The 19,778-nt window shown below is 68.1% G+C and carries 20 protein-coding genes and 1 pseudogene; 14 read left to right on the top strand and 7 right to left on the bottom strand.

From position 1 onward, the window contains the following. Nucleotides 1–54: 54 nt before the first annotated feature. Entirely contained in the window at nucleotides 55–750 is a 696-nt protein-coding gene (locus DP939_RS39500; RefSeq protein WP_113985966.1) for a GntR family transcriptional regulator, read from the bottom strand. Between the two features lie 884 nt (nucleotides 751–1,634). On the opposite strand from DP939_RS39500, the pseudogene DP939_RS39495 reads away from it, so the two are divergent. The 5 genes and pseudogenes from DP939_RS39495 to DP939_RS39475 all read left to right on the top strand — a co-directional run. Beyond that, nucleotides 1,635–2,294: pseudogene (locus DP939_RS39495) on the top strand (ABC transporter ATP-binding protein); the annotation flags it as partial. 104 nt (nucleotides 2,295–2,398) lie between these two features. Further along, nucleotides 2,399–3,580, top strand: coding sequence for a branched-chain amino acid ABC transporter substrate-binding protein (locus DP939_RS39490; RefSeq protein WP_113985965.1), 1,182 nt, complete (start codon nucleotides 2,399–2,401; stop codon nucleotides 3,578–3,580). Nucleotides 3,581–3,620: 40 nt separating this feature from the next. Further along, nucleotides 3,621–4,502, top strand: a complete 882-nt coding sequence (locus DP939_RS39485; RefSeq protein WP_113985964.1) for a branched-chain amino acid ABC transporter permease — start codon at nucleotides 3,621–3,623, stop codon at nucleotides 4,500–4,502. Continuing rightward, nucleotides 4,499–5,524 carry a branched-chain amino acid ABC transporter permease gene (locus DP939_RS39480; RefSeq protein WP_113985963.1) on the top strand — a complete coding sequence of 342 codons (1,026 nt, stop codon included), beginning with the start codon at nucleotides 4,499–4,501 and terminating at the stop codon, nucleotides 5,522–5,524. Before DP939_RS39485 ends, DP939_RS39480 begins: the two co-directional genes overlap by 4 nt. Continuing rightward, entirely contained in the window at nucleotides 5,524–6,324 is an 801-nt protein-coding gene (locus DP939_RS39475; protein ID WP_113985962.1) for an ABC transporter ATP-binding protein, read from the top strand. The genes DP939_RS39480 and DP939_RS39475 overlap by 1 nt, the downstream gene beginning before the upstream one ends. Before the next feature lie 543 nt (nucleotides 6,325–6,867). On the opposite strand, the gene DP939_RS39465 is transcribed toward DP939_RS39475, so the two are convergent. Beyond that, nucleotides 6,868–7,653 carry a helix-turn-helix domain-containing protein gene (locus DP939_RS39465; protein WP_113985960.1) on the bottom strand — a complete coding sequence of 262 codons (786 nt, stop codon included), beginning with the start codon at nucleotides 7,651–7,653 and terminating at the stop codon, nucleotides 6,868–6,870. 62 nt (nucleotides 7,654–7,715) lie between these two features. Between DP939_RS39465 and DP939_RS39460 the strand changes: the two genes are divergently transcribed. After that, a complete protein-coding gene (locus DP939_RS39460) occupies nucleotides 7,716–8,522 on the top strand; it encodes an SDR family oxidoreductase (RefSeq protein WP_113985959.1) in 807 nt (268 codons plus the stop codon). On the opposite strand, the gene DP939_RS39455 is transcribed toward DP939_RS39460, so the two are convergent. Further along, a complete protein-coding gene (locus tag DP939_RS39455) occupies nucleotides 8,465–8,983 on the bottom strand; it encodes a serine hydrolase domain-containing protein (protein WP_113985958.1) in 519 nt (172 codons plus the stop codon). The genes DP939_RS39460 and DP939_RS39455 overlap by 58 nt on opposite strands. 262 nt (nucleotides 8,984–9,245) lie before the next feature. Here DP939_RS39455 and DP939_RS39450 point away from each other — a divergent pair, with 262 nt between their 5' ends. From DP939_RS39450 to DP939_RS39430, 6 genes are all read left to right on the top strand, one after another. Continuing rightward, nucleotides 9,246–9,743 (top strand): DUF2975 domain-containing protein, encoded by a 498-nt coding sequence (locus tag DP939_RS39450; protein WP_113985957.1) that lies wholly within the window; start codon nucleotides 9,246–9,248, stop codon nucleotides 9,741–9,743. Then, nucleotides 9,743–9,967, top strand: a complete 225-nt coding sequence (locus DP939_RS39445) for a helix-turn-helix domain-containing protein (protein WP_113985956.1) — start codon at nucleotides 9,743–9,745, stop codon at nucleotides 9,965–9,967. Before DP939_RS39450 ends, DP939_RS39445 begins: the two co-directional genes overlap by 1 nt. 202 nt (nucleotides 9,968–10,169) lie before the next feature. Then, nucleotides 10,170–10,316, top strand: coding sequence for a hypothetical protein (locus DP939_RS46535; protein ID WP_158578947.1), 147 nt, complete (start codon nucleotides 10,170–10,172; stop codon nucleotides 10,314–10,316). A gap of 797 nt (nucleotides 10,317–11,113) precedes the next feature. Further along, entirely contained in the window at nucleotides 11,114–11,752 is a 639-nt protein-coding gene (locus DP939_RS39440; RefSeq protein WP_158578946.1) for a GOLPH3/VPS74 family protein, read from the top strand. A gap of 28 nt (nucleotides 11,753–11,780) precedes the next feature. After that, nucleotides 11,781–13,253 (top strand): APC family permease, encoded by a 1,473-nt coding sequence (locus DP939_RS39435; RefSeq protein ID WP_113985954.1) that lies wholly within the window; start codon nucleotides 11,781–11,783, stop codon nucleotides 13,251–13,253. Next, a complete protein-coding gene (locus DP939_RS39430; RefSeq protein ID WP_158578945.1) occupies nucleotides 13,250–13,867 on the top strand; it encodes a GNAT family N-acetyltransferase in 618 nt (205 codons plus the stop codon). The genes DP939_RS39435 and DP939_RS39430 overlap by 4 nt, the downstream gene beginning before the upstream one ends. An 89-nt stretch (nucleotides 13,868–13,956) precedes the next feature. Here DP939_RS39430 and DP939_RS39425 read toward each other — a convergent pair whose 3' ends face one another. From DP939_RS39425 to DP939_RS39410, 4 genes are read right to left on the bottom strand one after another with little or no spacing between them, the layout of a single operon-like run. Then, nucleotides 13,957–14,610 carry a response regulator gene (locus tag DP939_RS39425; protein ID WP_113985952.1) on the bottom strand — a complete coding sequence of 218 codons (654 nt, stop codon included), beginning with the start codon at nucleotides 14,608–14,610 and terminating at the stop codon, nucleotides 13,957–13,959. Then, entirely contained in the window at nucleotides 14,607–15,845 is a 1,239-nt protein-coding gene (locus DP939_RS39420) for a sensor histidine kinase (protein ID WP_113985951.1), read from the bottom strand. The genes DP939_RS39425 and DP939_RS39420 overlap by 4 nt, the downstream gene beginning before the upstream one ends. A 35-nt stretch (nucleotides 15,846–15,880) precedes the next feature. Then, the gene (locus DP939_RS39415) at nucleotides 15,881–16,675 is read right to left on the bottom strand and encodes an ABC transporter permease (RefSeq protein WP_113985950.1); all 795 of its coding nucleotides are present in this window, start codon (nucleotides 16,673–16,675) and stop codon (nucleotides 15,881–15,883) included. A gap of 28 nt (nucleotides 16,676–16,703) precedes the next feature. Continuing rightward, entirely contained in the window at nucleotides 16,704–17,624 is a 921-nt protein-coding gene (locus tag DP939_RS39410) for an ABC transporter ATP-binding protein (protein WP_113985949.1), read from the bottom strand. 238 nt (nucleotides 17,625–17,862) lie between these two features. Between DP939_RS39410 and DP939_RS39405 the strand changes: the two genes are divergently transcribed. Together DP939_RS39405 and DP939_RS39400 are read left to right on the top strand one after the other, a co-directional pair. Continuing rightward, a complete protein-coding gene (locus tag DP939_RS39405) occupies nucleotides 17,863–18,441 on the top strand; it encodes a TetR/AcrR family transcriptional regulator (RefSeq protein WP_113985989.1) in 579 nt (192 codons plus the stop codon). 67 nt (nucleotides 18,442–18,508) lie between these two features. Then, nucleotides 18,509–19,282 carry an SDR family NAD(P)-dependent oxidoreductase gene (locus DP939_RS39400; protein ID WP_113985948.1) on the top strand — a complete coding sequence of 258 codons (774 nt, stop codon included), beginning with the start codon at nucleotides 18,509–18,511 and terminating at the stop codon, nucleotides 19,280–19,282. The last annotated feature ends 496 nt before the right edge of the window (nucleotides 19,283–19,778 follow it).

Genomic DNA, 19,778 nt, shown 5'->3' with positions numbered 1-19,778 from the left:
TTAGGCGTCGCTCCGAACCAAAGTCAATGGGTGGGAGCGACCCGGAGCCGCCGGCTACTGCGCGTCGTCGAGCGGGAAGCCCTTCGTGAAGGCGTCGAGCGTGCGACTGAGATCTTCTTTGAGCACGGCCTCGCAGGTGGAACCGTCACCCGCGCGAACGGCTTCGAGCAGCGACCGGTGGTTCGCCAGGGTGTCTTCCATGCTGACCTTGGGCATCCGATACGCGACCCGGGCATATCGCTCCGTCGCGACCCGAAGGTTCATGATGCGGCGAACGAGCGACTCGCGGTTGGTCGCGCGGTAGTGCAGCTGGTGGAATTGGTGATCGGCCTCATAGAAGCGGTCGAAGTCGGCCGCCCTGGCCGCGTGCTCCATCTCGGTCAGCAGCTCCGCCATTTGCTCGACGCCTTCGCGGGCGATGCGCTCGGCCCCGAGTCGTGCCGCGAACCCCTCGATCCCGATCCGCATGAGATAGAGCTCTTCGTACTCCTCGACGGTCAACGGGGAGACCTGGGCGCCGCGGAACGCGTCGTTTTGAATGAGGCCCTCGCTCGTCAGAAGCTGGATCGCCTCTCTGGCGGGCGTCTGGCTCACTCCGAGCCGCTCGGCCACCTCCTGCGGAGTCAGCTTGGTGCCGGGCGGCAGTCGCCCGCTCACGATCCCGCGCCGCAGTTCCTCCGCGACCACGTCGCGAGCGGTGAGCCGACGGCGCCGCACTGACTCCCGCGGCGTGAACTCGGGCAAACTCATGCTCTCCCCAAGGTGGGCTTGCTTGCCGGATGTGAACCTTGCATGCTTAGCTCTATATTTTACAGACTATGGCAGGAGGGTGATGATCACCACCCCGCGCCCGCCCGGACCGACCTTAGCCATTTCCTTGCCGTTGACGTGTCGCTGGGCGATGAGGAGCGCCCCGTCCACGGCACTGTGCGCGCCTACTTCGCCAAGCGGGTGATCCCTCGCGTCGGCGGTCGGTTCGCTGGAGCGACCGTTTCCCGCGGACCTCGCGGCCGCCGGGCTCACCATCGATCTGCGTGATCCGCCGGCGGAGCTCGGAGGAACAGAAGAACACCAGGCCACGCCGGACCCGCGAGCCTGCGTCTCGGCCGCATTCGACCACGGCGCTGACCGTGCTCGGTACGGCGGGCCGATCGCATCCTTTCCGCTCGCCCAACAGGAACTCGCCGCCATGGCACTCGAAGTCAGCCGCGCCACCCCCCTCGCTCACCACCCCGGACGGATGAAGGAGTCCTGCCGGCCACGCCCCGGCAACATCGGCTTGGGCGAACCCGCCGACGCGAGGCCGTCCCAAGGGGCTATGGGGGCACGGCCGACATCCACGCGCTCGTCGTCGACGCGAAACCCGCGGGCGTCGACGCGTTCCGCCGAACCGCCTTCCCGATAGCGATCTCGCCTGGGCACGGGCAGTCGGCGAGACCTCTCGCCATTGACTATGGAATATAAAAAGTATTATACATCGATCGACAGAACTATCCCCGGAGGTGGGGAAGATGCTGGGGAAAGCGGGCAAGGAGCGACCCAAGGAAGATCCTGCCGATCGTGCCGAGCAGGGCTTGGTCGTCAGCGAGATCGAGGTCGGCTACCACCGGGGCCCAGCCATTCTGCGCGACCTGTCGCTCACGGTGGGAGCAGGCGAGATCTTCGCGGTGGTCGGTCGCAACGGGGCGGGCAAGACCACGTTGCTGCGCGCGCTGTCGGGCCTGTTGCCCTGCAGGCGAGGGAGTGTGCGTTTGAAGGGGCGGGATTTCACCGGCCTGTCCGCCGAACGAGTCGCCCGCAGTGGAATCGCCCATGTTCCGGCTGGACGACGGGTGATACCCGGAATGACGGCGCTGGACAACTTGAAACTCGGCGGATATCAGCATTCCCGTACCGCCCTGGCGTCGGCGTTGGACGACGTTCTTGCCATGCTGCCCGCCCTCGCGACCTGGGGCGCGCGTCGGGCGGGAACCCTCAGCGGCGGTGAACAGCAACTGCTCGCGATAGGCCGGGCGCTCATGTCACGGCCGGTGGCGCTGCTGTTGGACGAGCCGTTGACGGGGTTGTCACCCGCCTATCAGCAGGACGTACTCGAGGAAATGACCAAGATCGCGAAAGGTGGCACCGCGATTCTTCTCGTCGAGCAGAACGTCCGCAAGAGCCTGCGCACGGCGGATCGAGGAATGGTTCTCGACGAGGGGCGAGGAGTGATGACCGGAGCCGCCGCCGAACTGCTGGCCGCGGATCGACTTCGGGACGGCTATCTCGGTGTGGGCGACACCCGGAGGGCGTGACGCCGGCGGGGATGGTCATGACGACCCGCCGGCGCGGCGACGACCAACGATGTGGGGTTCGGTGATGGCCGCCGGCCCGAGGCTCAGAAAATCGGAAGTGAAAGATGAGAACCACGCACGGCCATGACCCAGCCCGCAGGGTCACGACGCTGATAGCCGGAGGTGCTGTCACCGCCCTCGCCCTGACCGGGTGCGGCAGCGGCACCGAGGCGGCGGAAGACGCTCCGATCACGGTGGGAATAGCGGCGCCTTACTCCGGTGACGCGGCCTATTATGGCGAATGGCTTGACGACGCATGGGAGCTCGCTTTCGGTGAGCTCGGCCGCGAAGCCGGCGGCAGACCGATCGCGCTCGCCAAGTCCGATGCCAAATGCGAGCCGTCCGCCGCGGTCGCCGCCACCCGCACGGTCCTCGCCAAAAACCCCATCGCTGTGATCACCGTCTGTTCCGGTGACACCCGAGCGGCGATACCGCTCACCCAAGCCAAGAAAGTGTCGATTGTGTCCGGAAGCTTCGATCCGTCGCTGACCGCGGAGGGCAACAAGTACATCTTCCGCGTGCAAACTCACGACGGGCTGACCAATAAGATCTACGCAAAGTGGATTCATGATAAGTCGGACAAGAAGGGCAAGGTCGGTGTCATCACCGACACGACCCCTTACGGGCTGGCCAACAACAAGACGATCACAGCCGGCTTCGCCGACCTCGGCGTCACCCCGGCGGTGAATTCGACCTATGAGTACGCCGCCACCGACTACGCCGGGCAGTTGCTCGCGCTGAAACGCGCCGGTGTCGGTCTAGCCTACATGGAGGGCTACGACCTACAGGCCGCACGCCTGGCCAAACAGGCCTATCAGCTCGGCCTGGACGCCAAGCTCTACTTCCCGACGACCGCCTCCAGCGACACCTTCCTGAAGACCGTCGGCCCCGAGCTCGCGAACAAGATCACCTACTCGACTCCGTTCCTCCCCGAATGGTCGGACGCGGCACGAGGCTTCAGCAAGAAATGGGAGGACCGCTTCGGCTACCCGCCGAACGCGGACTGCGCATCCTTCTACACCATGGCCGTCACCATGTTGAGCACCTTGCGCAGCAACCCCGGGGCAGGACGATCCGCGGAGGCGTTCAACGCCGCCTACCGGAAGGCCAAGATCCCCGACCTGCCGATGGGCGACTTCGCCTTCGACGAGAACGGCGACCCGGTCAACCCGCTCGTCCTCACCGGGACCTGGGAGAACGGAAAGCGCAAGCTCGTCGACGTCCTGCTTCCCGAAGACGCCGAATGATCGCGGTCTCGTTGCGGCGGCATGACATCCGGGCAGGTCGATGATGGCGATCTTCGGACAGACGATCATCAGTGCGGTCGCGGCGGGTGCGATCTACGCTCTCATCGCGGTGGGCTTCTCACTGATCTACCAGACGACGAAACTGGTCAACTTCGCGCACGGCAGCATCGCGATCCTGGCACCGTACGTGTCCTACAGCCTCCTGAAGCTCGGCCTGGTCATGCCCGCCGCGGTGCTCGGCGGTGTGCTCGCCGCGGCGGCGTTCGCCTTTGTGATGGACCGGGTGGTCCTTGCGCCGCTCCGTACCCGCCACATCAGTGTGCCGATCTTGGCCACGGTCGCCGTCGCGATCGTCATCGAGGCCGTGATCAGCCTTGTCTGGGGAAGCCAGCCACTCTACCTCGAAAGCCTCGCCTCCGACGAGCCCTGGCGGATCTCCGGCCTGTCGATCACACCGAACCAGGTCGTCATCGTCGGGATCACCGGGGCGGTCGTGCTGCCGTTGCTGTGGGTCATCGCCACGACCAAGGTGGGAAGGGCGATGCGCGGCTGCGCACAGGACCCCGAAGTGGTCACCCTGTTCGGGGTCAGCCCAGCTCGGATGTACCTGTTGTCGTTCGTGCTCGGCGGAGTCCTGGCCGGTCTCGCCGGCGTGCTGATCGCACCGGTCACCGGGCTCAAGCCCACAGGCGGTCTGGAACTCAGCACCATCGGTTTCAGCGCCGCCGTTCTCGGTGGCCTCGGCAGTCTGCCCGGCGCGCTCGTCGGCGGCTTCCTGATCGCGCTGCTCGTCAACATGACCCAGGTCTACCTCAGCGCCGGGTACGGTCTCGGCGTCGCCTACCTCGTCATGGCCCTCGTGCTGTTGGTTCGAGTACGAGGACTGTTCGGCGATGACATCGAGGCGGTGCGGCAGGTATGAGCTCGATTACTCGATCGGCCGCCTACCGCGGCTGGCGGCGGCGGGCCCAGGGGCTACAGCCGGTGCGCGGCCCGCTGGGCTTCGCGGTGACAGCGGTCGTCTTCATGGTCGCGTTGAGCGGCGCGCCTGACACCACCCTGATGACCATCTCGCTCGCCTGCGTCTATGCGATCGCGGCACTCGGCCTCACCGTGGTGTTCGGACTCGCCGGCATGCTGTCGCTGGCGCAGGCCGCGATCATGGCCGTGGGCGGTTACACCGTCGCGCTGATCGCCGTGGACGCGATCGGCCTCCTGCCCGCACTGCTGCTGGCCGTTGTGGCAGGCGCGGCCATCTCAGGGCTTAGCGGTGTCGTAGGCGCGCGGACCAAGTCACACTACTTCGCGCTGGCGACACTCGCCTTGGCCGAGGGCGTGCGGCTGGTGCTCGTCAACGAAAGTTCGATCACTGGTGGTTCGAACGGTCACCCCGTCGCCCTGGTCTCGCTGTTCGGCCTCCAGTTGGCCGACCCGCAGTACTTCATCCTCCTGGCGGTTCCGCTGGTCGCCGGGTGCGCGTACCTGGTGCACTGCCTGCGGAAATCCAGATTCGGCCTTTCGCTCAAGGCGGCGGCGGCGGACGAGTACCTGGCCAAGGCCGCGGGCGTCGCCATCGACAGGAGCCGGACTCTGGCCACGATCGTCTCCGGGGGCCTCGCCGGTCTCGCCGGTGCGCTGCTGGCCATTTTGAACGGGTATGTGGGCCCGCAGGATTTCGGCCTCGGCGCGGCGGTCCTGCTGCTGTTGATCGTGGTGTTCGGCGGGGCGTCGTCGAGCATGGGAACAGTGGTCGCGGCGGTGGTGCTCACCTATGCCTCGCGCGGCATGCTCGATCTCGCCGAGGCGAGCGGCCTGGTGTACGGACTGGCCACGTTGCTGTTGCTGTTGCTGCTGCCCGGTGGCGTGGCGGGCGTCGGGAAAGCCGTGGTCGGCAGGCTGGGCGGCCGAATTCGTCGCGCTCGTACCAGGCAGGAGGAGGCGTAGTGCTGGAAATCACGCGACTCAATGTTCGTTTCGGCGGTGCCCACGTGCTCCGAGACGTCTCCGTCGCGGTCACCCACGGCCAGATCCACGGGCTGATCGGACCGAACGGATCCGGCAAGACCACGCTGCTGAACGCGATCAGTGGATTCGTCGACTGCACGGGAACGATCACACTGGACGGCAGGCGGTTGAACGGGCTGGCCGCCCACCGAAGGGTGGGCAAAGGACTCGGACGCACCTTCCAAAATCCAAAGGCCCCCGACGACATGACCGTCGCCGATCTGCTCAGGCTGGGCGAGCATCAGACCAGGACCCTACAGTGGCACACGGTGGCGTTCCGGCCCTGGAAGGCCGCGCATCAGCGGCACATGTTCGCCAAGCGTTGTGAACAGGCACTGACTTCGCTCGGCCTCAGCCCCGATCTGCTCGAGCGAGAACTCGGTACGATCGCGAGCGGCGACCTGAAGATGATCGACATCGCCCGGGCGCTGATGGTGCGCCCTCGCCTGCTCGTCCTGGATGAGCCGACATCTGGTATGAACGACCACGAGATCGAGCTCCTGCGCACCCGGCTGGAGTGGCTGCGCGAATCCGGGCTGTCGGTGCTGATCGTCGAGCACAACGTGCGGGTCGTAACGGACATCTGTGACCGCATAACCGTGCTCAGCGGCGGTGGAATCCTCGCAGAAGGGTCGCCGCGGGAAGTCTTCCAGCGGCCTGATGTCATCGACGCGTACCTCGGCGAGGACGAGGGGAAATCACCGGAGTCACCCCCGGCGTCGCTTGAGGATACCAGATAGGAAGATCACATCCTGCCGCTGAACCTTTTTCAACCGGTCGTTCGGCCCAGGTCAAAGGGCGCTCTTCGATTGTGGTAGCGGTGCCGGACCCGATCGACCAGGCGCCGGCTACCGAGGTGGGCCATGGGGCGCAAGGACAACGGCTCCGGCGCGAGTGTGTCAACGGACACGGCCAACCTGTTCCGGGAGATCCCCAGCCGCTTGCACGCCTCGACTGTGCCCACACCGGACTCCAGCAGGCGCCAGTACTCGGCTTCGAGTCCCAGCCCGCGCTTCTTGCCCCGCCTCGCCATCAACACATCCCTATTTGATCAAGGAATGTTCCGACAAGTGTTAGAACCCAAGGGCCTGTAGGGGGTCAGTTTTCAGGAAGCGGCGACACCTGGGTCAGGTGTGAGCTGTGGCGTCGTCCTCCGCGACCTTCAGCCGCCGTGGCCGCGCCGTACGCCCCTGCCGTTCCAGGTCGTGACGGCCGTGGCCGACTGGCCCCCACGTGCCGTGCTCGGCGGTCGGTGCTACGGCCCTGGCGGACGGGGCAAAGGGTCAGATCAGCCGGGCGAGGGCGGACTCGGAGGGGCTTCCCGGCGTCGCCTGGTAGACGATGATCACCTGGTGCTCGGCGCCGCCGACGGTGAGGGCCTGCCGCCGCAGGGCGAGTTCCCCGACGACCGGATGGACGAACCGTTTGAGCTCGTCGCGGGCGGGGCGCGCGTCGTGCAGCGCCCACAGGCGGCGGAAGTCCTCGTCGGCCTCCAACTCGGCCACGAGCCGCGCGGTCCTGGGATCGCGCGGGTCGGACTCGGCACGCAGGGCCGCGGCCGTCTGCGCGGCGATCTGCTGCCAGTCGGGGAACAGCCGGTGGGCCTCGGGACGGAGGAACACCTCCCGCGCCAGGTTGTGCCCGGGCTCGTACATCGGGGCGAGCGCGCGGGCCCACTTGTTGGCGCCCAGCACGTCGAACCGCCGGTTGCGCGTGTACGCCGGAGTGCCCGCCCACATGTCGAGCAGCCGATGCACGTCCGCGCCGACCTCGGTCTCCGGCGGCCGTACGGGGTCGGGGGCGGCGAGGGCCAGCAGGTACGCCGAGGCGTCGGCGTCCAGTTCCAGCGCCCGCGCGAGGGCCCGCAGCACCTGCGGTGACGGGTGCCGGTCGATGCCCTGCTCCAGCCGGGTCAGGTACGGCTCGCTGATGCCGGCCAAGCCGGCCAGCTCGTCTCTGCGCAGCCCCGCCACCCGGCGCCGGCCGACGGCGGGCGGGTTCGCCCGCGACGGCGGAACCCGTCCCCGCCTGGCCTTCAGGAATTCCCCCAAGGCGTTGTCGCTCGCCATATCCGAAGGGTAACCCCGCCGGGGTGCTGGCTGGACGCCGGTGGACCGCGCAGGGTGGAGGCATGAAGACCTGGTTCATCACCGGCGCGTCCCGCGGCTTCGGCCGCATCTGGGCCGAAGCCGCCCTCGCCCGCGGCGACCGCGTCGCCGCCACGGCACGCCGCCCCGAAGCCCTGCTGCCCCTCGTCGAGGCGTACGGGGACAGCGTCCTGCCGCTCCACCTCGACGTCACCGACCGGGCCGCCGCCACCGCCGCGGTAGGGCGGGCCGCCGACGCCTTCGGCCACCTCGACGTGGTCGTGAACAACGCGGGCTACGGCCTGTTCGGGATGGTCGAAGAGGTCACGGAAGAGCAGGCCCGTGCCCAGCTCGACACCAACCTGCTCGGCCCGCTCTGGGTGACCCAGGCCGCGCTGCCGCTGATGCGCGCCCGAGGCGGCGGGCACATCGTGCAGGTGTCCAGCCTCGGCGGCCTGGCCGCCTTCCCTACCCTCGGGCTGTACAACGCCTCCAAGTGGGCGCTGGAGGGGATGAGCGAAGCGCTCGCCCAGGAGGTCGGCCCGCTCGGCATCCGCGTCACGATCGTCGAACCCGGCCCGTACGGCACCGACTGGTCCGGCGCGTCCGCGGTCCACACCGAACCCCTCCCCGCCTACGAACCGATCCGCCGCGCCCGCCAGGCCGGCGCGACCGCCCGCGCACCACAGGACCCCCGGGCCACCGCCGACGTCATCCTCGAACTGATCGACGCCGACGATCCGCCCCTGCGGCTCTTCCTCGGCACCTACCCCTATCCCGTCGTCGAAGCCGCCTACCGGCAGCGGCTCGACACCTGGAACGCGTGGCGACCACTGGCCGCCAAGGCATGAGCCGGTGATCCGGCACGACACAGGAGGTCGCGTGTCCCGCGTCCGGCACCAGGCACGCGGGGCGACCCGAGCGCGTGCGCGGTGCGGGTGTTGGCGAAGGCCACCTGGTCCAGCGGCGGAGTGCTGTTGAGGCCGTACCTGACGCCGAGGAGGCTGTGCGGGCCGGGCACATCGGACCAGAACGCGGCCTCCTGCTCCGGCGTGGCCGTCCACCGCTGGACCGGCCGGAACCGCTCCTCCTCGGCCTCGGGCAGCCCCAGGTAGAGGTGCGGTCCGTACGGGATGCGGATGCGCTCGTCGTACACCTGCTGCAACGACTGCCCGGCCACCCGCCGGATCACCTCGTTCACCATGGCGTACGCGACGAACCCGCTCCAGCGGCGGCTCGTGCTGGGCGGCCCACTCGGGCAGGTGGCCGGGATGGCCGACGGTGACCGACCCGCGCCGGAACCCTTTCTCACGCGTCGAGGTGACTACCGTCCACCGCCACGCGACACCCAGTCGATGCGATGCAACCCCGTCCCACCGTTGCAGCTCGTCGCGCACACCAACGTCGGTCCACCGCTTCGACCGCCGCCGGTACATCATCCCGAGCGAAACTCCGGTCTCTGCGGCAGAGTTCGGCCGGCCAATGCCGATAGGCGGCACGAAGAAGTTGCCCTGCGGCAGGCCGATGCCCGGTGCGCGCTTGACAAACGATAAATAGGCATCGATTATCGATATATGTCTCGGACCCTCGCCTCCCTCCTGCAGCTGTGCTTCGGCTTCGCGGTGATCGTCGGCCTCTACGCGCAGATCGTCATCATCCCAACCGTCGCCGCCGACGAGGTCGCCGCTTTCCCGCCGTACGCGCCGCTGGAGACGCCCCTGGTGACAGCCGCGATCATCTTCATCGCTTGCGTCCAGGTCGGGCTCGTCGCGCTGATCTTCCTGCTCGGGCGGGCGGGTGCCGGCACCCTGTTCGCCGGTCCCACGTTGACCTGGGTCAACGTCGGCGTCGGGGTCGCAGCTGCAGCCACCGTGGTCACCCTCGGCCTCTTTCTGTTCGTGACGTTCGCCGACATCCCCTCCCCGACCGACGGCATGGAGACTCTCGGCCTTTGGCTCGGCTCGGCCGGCGGCGTCGCGGCGGGCGTGGTGTTGCTCCTCCTCACCCTTGTCGGCCGGCACCTGCTGGTGCAGGCCATCGCGCTGCGCACCGAACTCGACGAGGTGATCTGATGAGCATCATCGTCGACATCGACGTCCAGCTGGCCCGACGCAAGATGTCCGTCGGCGAGTTCGTCACCGCGGTGAACATCTCCGCCGCGAACATCTCCGTCCTGAAGAATGGCCGTGGGAAGGCAATCCGCTTCAGCACCCTGGACGCCATCTGCAAAGCCCTCGACTGCCAGCCCGGCGACATCCTTCGCTATGTCCCGGACGAGGACGTCAACCGGCAATAACTGGAAAGCGCGACAGCGGCGGGGCCTACGGCGCCGGTCGCGACGCCTCCACCCGGCAGCGTGGCCGTCACCGACTCGGTTTAGCGCGACGTTCCTTTTGCCGCCAAAGGGTCTGAGGTCTCCGCTCAACGCGTCCGGGAAACACAGACCCCCTCCCTTCAGGCCCCTCAAAACCCTTCATCTCTCGCACCTGGAGCGCGCGGTGACCGAGCTGACCGGCGCCGACCAGAGGGAGGCGAGAGAGGTCATCGAGCTGATCCGGCTCGAACGCGCCGGGGCACATCCGCGCGATCGACTGATGCGCCTTCTCCGCATCGATCAGCTCGTATTTGGCGAGCGTCATCGATGATCGGCTGCGAAGAAGGCGTCTTGTTCGAACTCGGGTGAGAACTGCCTGCGACGCCTCGTCACGTCCCTACCTCCTCCAGACTTCTGTCAGCTCATGTTGCCGACTGTCCGGAAGGCTCGCTGAGTCTCGCCGGCGGTGGCGTAGCCGCCGCGCCGGAAGCGTTCGCGTCGTCCGCTGAGCCCGTCGACTTGGACAGCGACGTACCATCTGCCGTGTTAGTCGGCGGCGGCGGGGAGCTTGTCCCGCGCCGCCATGTACCCGGTGGTAAGCGTCATCTTCGTGGTGTCCGGCCTTCGCGGCGAGCGCGGACACCTGCGCGGCGTGGCCCATGACCTGGTGCCACGCGGCGGCGGCGCTCTTGAGTTCAGGCCATTGCCATTTTGATCGGTCATGTCCAGTCCCGGTCGCGAAGCGAGGGGCCGCCATGCGCGTTCCACCATGCGAAGAGCTCCGCCTCCCACCGTCAGTGGAGCGTCGCGCTCCAGGGCCTTCCTCTAACCGGCGGGTCGCCTGCACATCCATCCGCTCGTCCGTAACCGGCACGGATATCTCCAGGTTGTAGACGTACACGGGGGAGGCGCAAATGTTGAAGAACTACACCTGCCATGCCGGTACCTGGACAGGTCCGGCGTGATCCTTCACAGCGATGGCGCAGCAGGGCGATGTCCGCAAGGCATAACTCCAGGTCATTGGCTATCTGTCCGTTTCTTCACTTCTTGCCGGTCGGCCTTTACCCGATGCCGGACCCTCGTTCGAGTAATGACAGATTTAATGATTTAGCTATACGATCGCCGTTCGTGGCCGGAGTCGACCTTTCAAGAACCCGATTAGCCGACGACCTGTTCTTCGCCGTGCATGACAACGTGTCCGGCCGGATGAGGCTTCATGCCCGCCTGACCGGCTTGGGGTTGGCCGCTGCCATCCTGGGAGAGCTGATGCTCGCCGGGCGGACGACCTTGGCATCGGCGGCGGGGCGGACACGGCTCGTCGTTCTCGACGCGACGCCGCCCGCCGACGCGCTCACCAGGACCGCCCTGAACCACATCATCGCGGAACCTTCGCATCGATTCCGTACCTGGCTGCAGTTCCTCGCCCGTACGGCGGCCACCGACGTGGCGGCCCGGATGACCGCCGACGGGCTGCTGCGCCCGTCTGCGGTCAGACGGCTGTCGCGGAGGCAGGCACCGGTCAACGCGAGCACCGCGGCGCTGTCCAGGGGACGCGTCAACCTGGCGATCGACCGCGATGAGCCGCTCAACGTTCAGGACAGTGTCCTGCTGGGGCTGCTCGTCGCGACCGGAGGCAGCCGGTTGGTCCTGTGGGAGCAGAACCGGAGATACGTCTCTGATGCGATCGCCGCCCTCCCGGCGCCGCTTCAGGAACTGATCGCGCAGACCGAGGCGGCCGTAGGCAACTCCACCATCAGCCCCCGATGAACCCGCCCCCCTCATCAGGAGGATGCCAATGTCAGTGACAGAACGAAGGGCCGGCGCCGTTTCCGCCGCGCTCGCCGAGGACCGCCTCGGTGTCCCATCGGTGATGTTCTTCGTCATCTCGGCGGCGGCGCCGCTGACCGTCATCGGCGGCTCGGTGACCGCCGCCTACGCCGCGACCGGCGTGACGGGCGTGCCGCTCGCCTACCTCCTGATCGGGGGCATCCTGGGTCTGTTCGCCGTCGGCTACGTGACGATGGCCCGTTACGTCGTCAACGCCGGGGCGTTCTACGCGTACACCGCGAGAGGACTCGGCAGGCCGGTGGGGGTGGCGACCGCGTGGGTCGCGTTGCTGGCCTACAACCCGCTCCAGGTGGGTCTCTACGGCATGATCGGTGCGGCAGCCCAGCCGCTGATCGACGACTGGTTCGGATTCGCTCCGCCCTGGTGGGTCATCGGACTGGTCGCCTGGGCGCTGACCGGGGTGCTCGGCCTCATGCGGGTCGACGTGAACGGGAAGGTCCTGGCGGTCCTGCTGCTGACGGAGATAGCCGTCATCGTCGTGTTCGACATCGCGGACCTGATCAACCCGGCGGCCTCGGGCTACAGCCTGGACGTCTTCGCCCCGTCCAGCCTTTTCGTCCCCGGGGTCGGTGCGGTGGTCGCGATCTGCATGGCGTCCTTCGCGGGCTTCGAGGCGTCGGTGGTGTTCTCCGAGGAGACCAAGGACCCGAGGCGCACGGTGCCGATCGCGACCTATGTCGCACTCGCCGTCATCTCCGGCCTCTACGCCGTTTCGTCCTGGGCGATGACCGTGCCGATCGGCTCGGACAAGATCGCCGAGACCTCTCGCCAGCAGAGTTCGGCCCTGTTGTTCAACCTGGCCGGGCAGCATCTGGGCGCGACCCTCGCCACCATCGGCTCCCTCCTCTTCGTGACGAGCCTCCTTGCCGCGCTGATCGCCTTCCACAACACGATCTCCCGGTACATCTTCGCCCTCGGCAGGGAGAGGGTTCTGCCCGAGGCCTTCGGCCGCACTTCCCCCCGGACCGGTGCGCCGATCAACGGCTCGCTGACGCAGAGTGTCATCGCGCTGGCCACGATCGTCATATACGCGGTCCTCGGCCTGGATCCGGTCGTCCAGCTGTTCTTCACCGTTGGGTCGTTCGGCGGCCTGGGCCTGCTCATACTGCTCGCGGCCACCTCCATCTCCGTGCTGGTCTTCTTCGCCACGAACCACCACGAGGAGAACGCCTGGCGGGCCAGGATCGCCCCGGGCGTCTCCTCGGTCCTGCTGATCGTGGTCATCGCGCTCGTCATAGCCAACTTCGACGTCGTGCTCGGGGTGGCGCCCGACTCCCCTCTGCGCTGGATCATGCCCTTCGTCTACGTCGTCGCCGTGGGGCTCGGCGTCATATGGGGACTCGCCCTGCGGGCCAACCGGCCCCAGGTGTACGCGAACATCGGGAGGGGCGCCCAGTCTGCCGTGGGAGGGACCGAATGACAGAGATCATTCGCGTTCAGAACGGTCCCGGAGTCGCCGAGACCATCGGCGCGATCATCGCCACCTCCTTCCACGAGCAGGAGATCTCGGCCTGGTCGATCCCACCGGACGACGACCGCCGCCGCGTGATGCCCCCCTTGTTCTCCATGGCCGCCGAGAACGCTCTCGTCCACGGCGAGGTCCACGCGACGGCCGACATGTCCGCCGTGGCCGTGTGGTTCCCCAAGGGGGCCGAGCCGCTTCCCGAGATCCCCGACCGGGACGCCCGGGTGGAGGCGTTCGCCGGTCCCCACGCGGAGCGCATCAGGCGGATGGAGGAGGAGATGGACAAGCGCCACCCACAGGACCCGCACCACTACCTGGCGTTCCTCGCGGTGCTCCCTGGGCACCAGGGGCGGAGGACGGGGACCCGGCTGCTCGCGGAGTACCACCGCAAGCTCGACGAAGCGGGCATACCCGCATATTTGGAGGCCAGCAGCACCCGCAGCCGCAGGCTCTACCTGCGCCACGGCTATCAGGACCTCGGCGACCCGATCTTCATGCCCGACGGCCCGCCGATGTTCCCGATGTGGCGCCCCTCCAGATCGACCGCTTCGGCGCCCCCGACGTCCTGACCATCGCCGAGCCGCCGCGTCGAGGCCGGCGAACCTGACCGGCGACGACCGTGAGTTCTCCGATTCAACACCTGAGCGGAGTCTGCGGGTCACGGCTCTCCGGGTGTTCGCGGAACGAGCAGGCCGAGGTTGAAAGCCTCGGTGACGGCGGCGGCGCGGTCGTTCACGCCGAGCTTGGTGTAGATGTTCAGCAGGTGGGACTTGACGGTGGCCTCCGTGATGAACAGGCGGACGGCCGCCTCGCGGTTGGTGTTCCCGGCCGCCACGAGTTCGAGGACCTCCAGCTCGCGGGGGCTGAGCGGCTGCGGCGCGGGTGCCCGCATCCGGTTCATCAGCCGGGCCGCCACCGAGGGGGACAGCACGCTCTCGCCCCTGGCCGCGGCCCGCGCGCCACGCAGCAGGTCCGCCCGGGGGGAGTCCTTGAGCAGGTAGCCGGTCGCGCCCGCCTCGATCGCCGGCAGGACGTCGGTGTCGGAATCGTAGGTCGTCAGCACCAGTACGCGCGCGGTGACGCCGAGCCGGGTCAACTCGTTGATCGCGGCCAGCCCGTCCATGCGCGGCATGCGCAGGTCCATCAGGATCACGTCGGGCCGCAGTTCCTGGGCCAGCCGTACCACGTCAGCGCCGTCAGAGGCCGCACCCAGTACCTCGAATCCGGGCGCGGAAGCGAACATGCCGCTCAGCCCATCTCTGACAACAGGGTGGTCGTCGGCGATCAGCAGCCGGACAGGGGTGCCGGTCATGCGCCGCTCCCGGTCAGCGGACAGGGGACGCAGGCCGAGATGCCGGTGCCGGCGCCGGGCTCGGACTCGACGCGCAGGCTGCCGGTCAGCTCTTCCACGCGCTGCCGCATGATCGTCAGGCCGAACCCGCCGGCCTCAAGGCACGCCGGGTCGAAGCCCTTGCCGTCGTCGCGTACGTCCAGTGCCACTTCGTTCTCCAGGTAGGACAGCGTCACCCCGGCTCTGGTCGCGTGCGCGTGTTTGGCCACGTTGGCCAGCGCCTCTTGTGCCGTGCGCAGCAGCGCGAACTCGACCTCCGGTGTCAGCGGGCGCGCCGTGCCGGTCGTCGTGACCTGGGCGGTGACCCCGTGCAGCTTCGACCACCGGTCGGTGACGTCGGCGAGTACGTCGCTCAGGCGCGCGGTCTGCAGCGGTTCGGGCCGCAGTGCGTCGACGGAGCGCCGTGCCTCGGCCAGGCTTTCCCTGGCCAGGTTCTTGACGGCGTTGAAGGGCCGCCGCCACGGCGCCGGGACCTCGTGCATCTGCTCCGCCGCCTGCAACTGCGCGATGATCCCGGTGAGCCCCTGCGCCAGGGTGTCATGGATCTCGCGGGCCATCCGCTGGCGCTCGTCGAGTACGCCCGCCTCCCTGGCCTGGGCGAGCAATTGGGCATGCAGGCCGGCGTTCTCGGCGAGCGACGCCTCCAGCAGCCGGTTCGTCCGGCTCAGCTCTTCGAGGGTCTGCTCGCGCCGCTCCTCCTCCCGCTCGGCGAGCCGCAGGACCCAGGCGCAGCCGCACATCATGGCGATGTTGAAGGCGACGATGATCCCGTACATCGCCAGGCCGAGCGCGTCCGTTTTGGGGATGCCGGATGCCTGCGCCGTACCGGCCAGGACCGCCGCGGTGGCCACGCCCAGCAGCCGCCACGGCCAGTGCAGGACTGTGAAGGAGTAGATGTAGGCGGCGGGGGTGAAGAGTCCGCAAGCCGGGTGACGGGCCACCAGGACCGCGGTGATCACGAGCAGTCCCGCGACGAACACCGCCATGATCCGTGGCCGGTCCCACCAGCCGGGACGCAGGGTGAACATGCCGAGCATCCACGCGGCCGCCAGCCCGCACAGGCCGAGGTCGATGAGCAGGGCGCCGCCCGACCGGTTCTCCACGATCATCAGGATCGTGACGAGGAGCGCCAGCAGTGCGTACGGCACCACGCTGACCAGAAGGAACGGCGGCTGTTGCGAGATCTTTCTGCTCAAGATTCCCTCTCCCCGCCAGATTCTATTCCCGGCGCCTATTCCCAGCGGAACCAGCGGACCGCGACGAACGCGCACACCGTCGCATAGGCCGCCAGGGTCAGCATCGGTGCGGCGGACGGAAAGTGACCCAGGTACGCGTCCTGGAACGCCCCCATGCCCGCGCCGAGCGGGGTGTGGTGGGCGATGTTCGCCAGCAGCGGCGGCATCTGCGAGATCGGCACCCAGAGCCCGGCGAAGAACATCATCGGGAAGAACAACACCGTGCCGATCGCCGTGGCCGGGCCACGCCCGGGCGCGAGCGCGGTGATCAGCAGGCCGATCGCGAGCAGCGCGGCCGCCGCGAGCAGCCAGGCGAGGGCGAAACCGAGAAGGTGCTTCGGCAGGTCGACGCCGAAGCCGAACCCGGCCACCGCGAGGAACAGGACCATCGCGATGACCGCGATGGCGAAGTGGGCCACGAGCTGGGCGGCGAGCACGCGGGCCGGGCCGACCGGCGTGGTCCGCATGCGCCGCAGCACGCCGTTCTCCCGGTATCCCGCGAGCGTGGTCGGCAGGGAGGTCGTGGCCAGGATGGCCAGATTGAACAGGATCAGAACAGGGACGTACAGGTCGAAGTACGTCAGGCCGCCGCCCTCCACGGGCTCCCGCAGATCGGGGACGCCACCGAGGACGATCAACAGGACCAGCGGGAAGCCGATGCCCCACAGGGGGGCGACCTTGTCCCGGACGCACAACGTGCTCTCGGCTTTGACGAGCCGCCACGTCGCGGAAGCTGGCCCGGCGGTGACGGTGGCTGCGGCGGTGGCCGCGGTGGTGCGCAGGGCTGACATGGGTATGCGGTCCTTTCTCTGCGATGTGCTACCGGGGGCCGGGTTCGAGGCGCTTGCCGGTCAGCTGGACGAACGCGTCCTCCAGGCTTGTCTGCTCGACGCGCAGCCGTTCGGCAACGATCTGGTTGCGGGCCAGCACGGTGGTGACGGCGTTGAGCACGTTGTCGTTGCCGCTGACGATGACCAGATCGCCCTGGCGAGTGACGCTGGAGACGTCGGGCAGGCTCGTCAGCAGGCGGTCGTCCATCGGCCTGGACGGGCGGAACCGGATCCGCTGCTCGATGCGCGCCCGCTCGGTCAGACCGGCCGGGGTGTCCACCATGAGGACGCGGCCGGCGTCGATCAGCGCGAGCCGGTCGCACAGCCGCTCGGCCTCCTCCATGAAGTGGGTGACCAGCACGATCGTCACCCCGCGAGAGCGCACGTCCTCGATCAGGCCCCAGGTGTCGCGCCGGGCCTGCGGGTCGAGACCGGTGGTGAGCTCGTCGAGGATCGCCACCCGGGGGCCGCCGATGAGCGCCAGCGCGATCGACAGCCGTTGTTTCTGGCCGCCGGACAGCTTGGCGTACCTGGTCTTGGCCTTGTCCGCCAGGCCGAGGACGTCCAGCAGCGCGCGCCAGTCGGCGGGCTCGGGGTAGAAGGAGCTGTAAAGCTCCAGGGCCTCGGCGACCTGTAGCCGCTCGGGGAGGTGACCGGCCTGCAACTGGACGCCGAGCCGCCGGGTCAGCTCGGCGCGATCTCGGAGGGGGTCGAGCCCGAGTATCCTGATCTCGCCGCGATCCGGCACGCGGAGGCCCTCGATGCACTCCACGGTCGTCGTCTTGCCGGCGCCGTTCGGGCCGAGGATGCCAAAGATCTCACCCTCCTGAACGGTGAGCGAGACATCCTCGACCGCGACCTTGTCCGCATAGCGCTTGTGGAGGTCGCGTACCTCGATCACTGGTGGCATGCCTGTCCTTCCGGCGATGTGCTGTGGCTCCTCAGCCTGCTATGACCAGCGCATTTCCGGCATCGACCAGTGGTCGGGGCCTGGCGGTCCACCGATCGGTGGACCGCCGTCCGCCGGCCGACGGACTCCCATGAGGTGGGCGAGACCGGGGGGAGGCTCAGACCGCGATGGGCGCTGTCATCTTCGACTCTCCCCATGCATCTGGAACGATCGTTACGAATGGGGTAGCGTGATGTACATGTCGCGAGGGCGGGAGTTCGACGGCGAGCGGGTGCTGGAGGCCGCGATGGAGGCCTTCTGGGCTCGCGGGTACGCCTCGACTTCGGCGCAGGACCTCGTGGACTGCACCGGTTTGGGGCGGAGCAGCCTCTACAACGCCTTCGCCGGCAAGCATCAGCTCTATGAGTTGGCGCTACGCCGGTACCTGGAGCGCAACACCGAGTCCGACATCGCCCTGCTGGAGGAGCCGGGGCCGGTGAAGGAGCGGATCAGGGAGTTGATGCTCGGGGTGGTCGACGCCGAACTCGGCGATCCGGGACGGCGCGGTTGCCTGGCGGTGAACGCCGCGATCGAGCTGGCCGGTAAGGACGAGGCGGTCACCGCCACGGTCAGGCGCATCTTCGCCCGCGTTGAGGAGGCGCTGACGGTGGCCTTGGAGCGAGGCCAGCGGGAGGGCGAGGTCACTCGTGAGCGCAGTGCGAGTGCGCTGGCGCGGTTCGTCCTGAACGCCATCTATGGACTGCGCGTGATCGGCAAGACCGCGACGGATCGGCGGCACCTGGTGGAGGTGGTGGAGGCGACAGTGGCCGCTTTGTGAGGGCGGGGCCGCACAGAGATTTTTTTTACCCGTCATTTGAAACGATCGTTACAGATGGAGGTCTGCCATGTCCCTACGGGGAAAGACGCTGCTGGTGACCGGAGCGAGCCAGGGAATCGGGCTCGCCGTCGCCAAGGAAGCGGCCGCTCAGGGAGCCCGGGTGGTCGGAGTCTCCCGCACGATCAGCGAAGACCTCAAAGCCGTCGGAGCCCATGCCGTCGCGGTGGATCTGGCGACCGCCGATGGTCCTGGCCAGGCGGTGCGCCAGGCCGTCGGCCTGCTCGGCGGGATCGACATCCTGATCAACAATGTGGGCGCGTTCGACGCGCGACTGGGAGGGTTCGGCGAGATCACTGACGCTCAATGGCAGCACACGTTCGAGGTCAACTTCTTCTCCGCGGTCCGCGCGATCCGCGCGGCTCTGCCGTCCCTGCTGGAACGCCAGGGGGCGATCGTGAACGTCTCCTCCATTCGCGGGCGCTTCCCGCAGCCCGCCACGGTCGACTACGGGGCGTCCAAGGCGGCGCTGACCAACCTGGGCAAGGCTCTGGCCGAGGAACTCGGGCCGCGCGGGGTGCGGGTCAACACCGTCTCACCCGGCCCGACCCGTACCCCTGCCTGGGAGGGCGAGCACGGCATCGGAGCGGTGCTCGCCGCAGCCGGTGGCAGCACCGTGCCTGAGTTTCTGGCCGGATTCCCGGCCAGGGCGGGCTTCAACACCGGGCGGCTCACCGAGCCCGACGAGGTCGCCGCCCTCGTACTGTTCCTGGCCTCAGGACAGGCCCGCAACATCAACGGTGGCGACTACATCATCGACGGCGGCCAGTCCAAGACCGCCTGACAGACCGAGCCGGGAACCGAAACGCCGGGGCGGATGTCGCTTCGGGCCACACCCGCCCCGGGTTATGGGAAGTCCGGTGGCCTGGCGAACGGCTCACGGGCTGGGGCCTGCCTGGCGGCGCCACGTCACGCAGGTTCACCGCGTCGAGCCCGTGATGGTCGATGATCGTCGGCAGCGCCTCCGCGATCTGGGGCCGTCGTACCTCATGGCGGCCTCCAGGCCGCGCGTACGACCGCCTTCACCCGCCACGGCCACAGCGTATCGGTACAAATGACTTGATTTGCCCATCGCCCTATATCATTCTTATGCGTATGTATTGATTTGCCAGGGGGTTGGGGGATGCGACGGCATGGTGATCGCTGGTGTGATCCAGACGCCGGCCGGGAGAGCGCGGAAGAATTGTCGATATTGTCCGACTGATCCCCAGCCGCTGAAACGGCGGGCATCTTGACCATGGGAGAAGGCTTGCCCCAGCAGGTGGAACCAAGGGGCGGGG

Origin of the sequence: Spongiactinospora rosea, assembly GCF_003315795.1 — a bacterium.
Classification (GTDB): domain Bacteria; phylum Actinomycetota; class Actinomycetes; order Streptosporangiales; family Streptosporangiaceae; genus Spongiactinospora; species Spongiactinospora rosea.
Note: the sequence above shows the minus strand (reverse complement) of the source record. Positions and strands in the feature narration are given on the sequence as shown.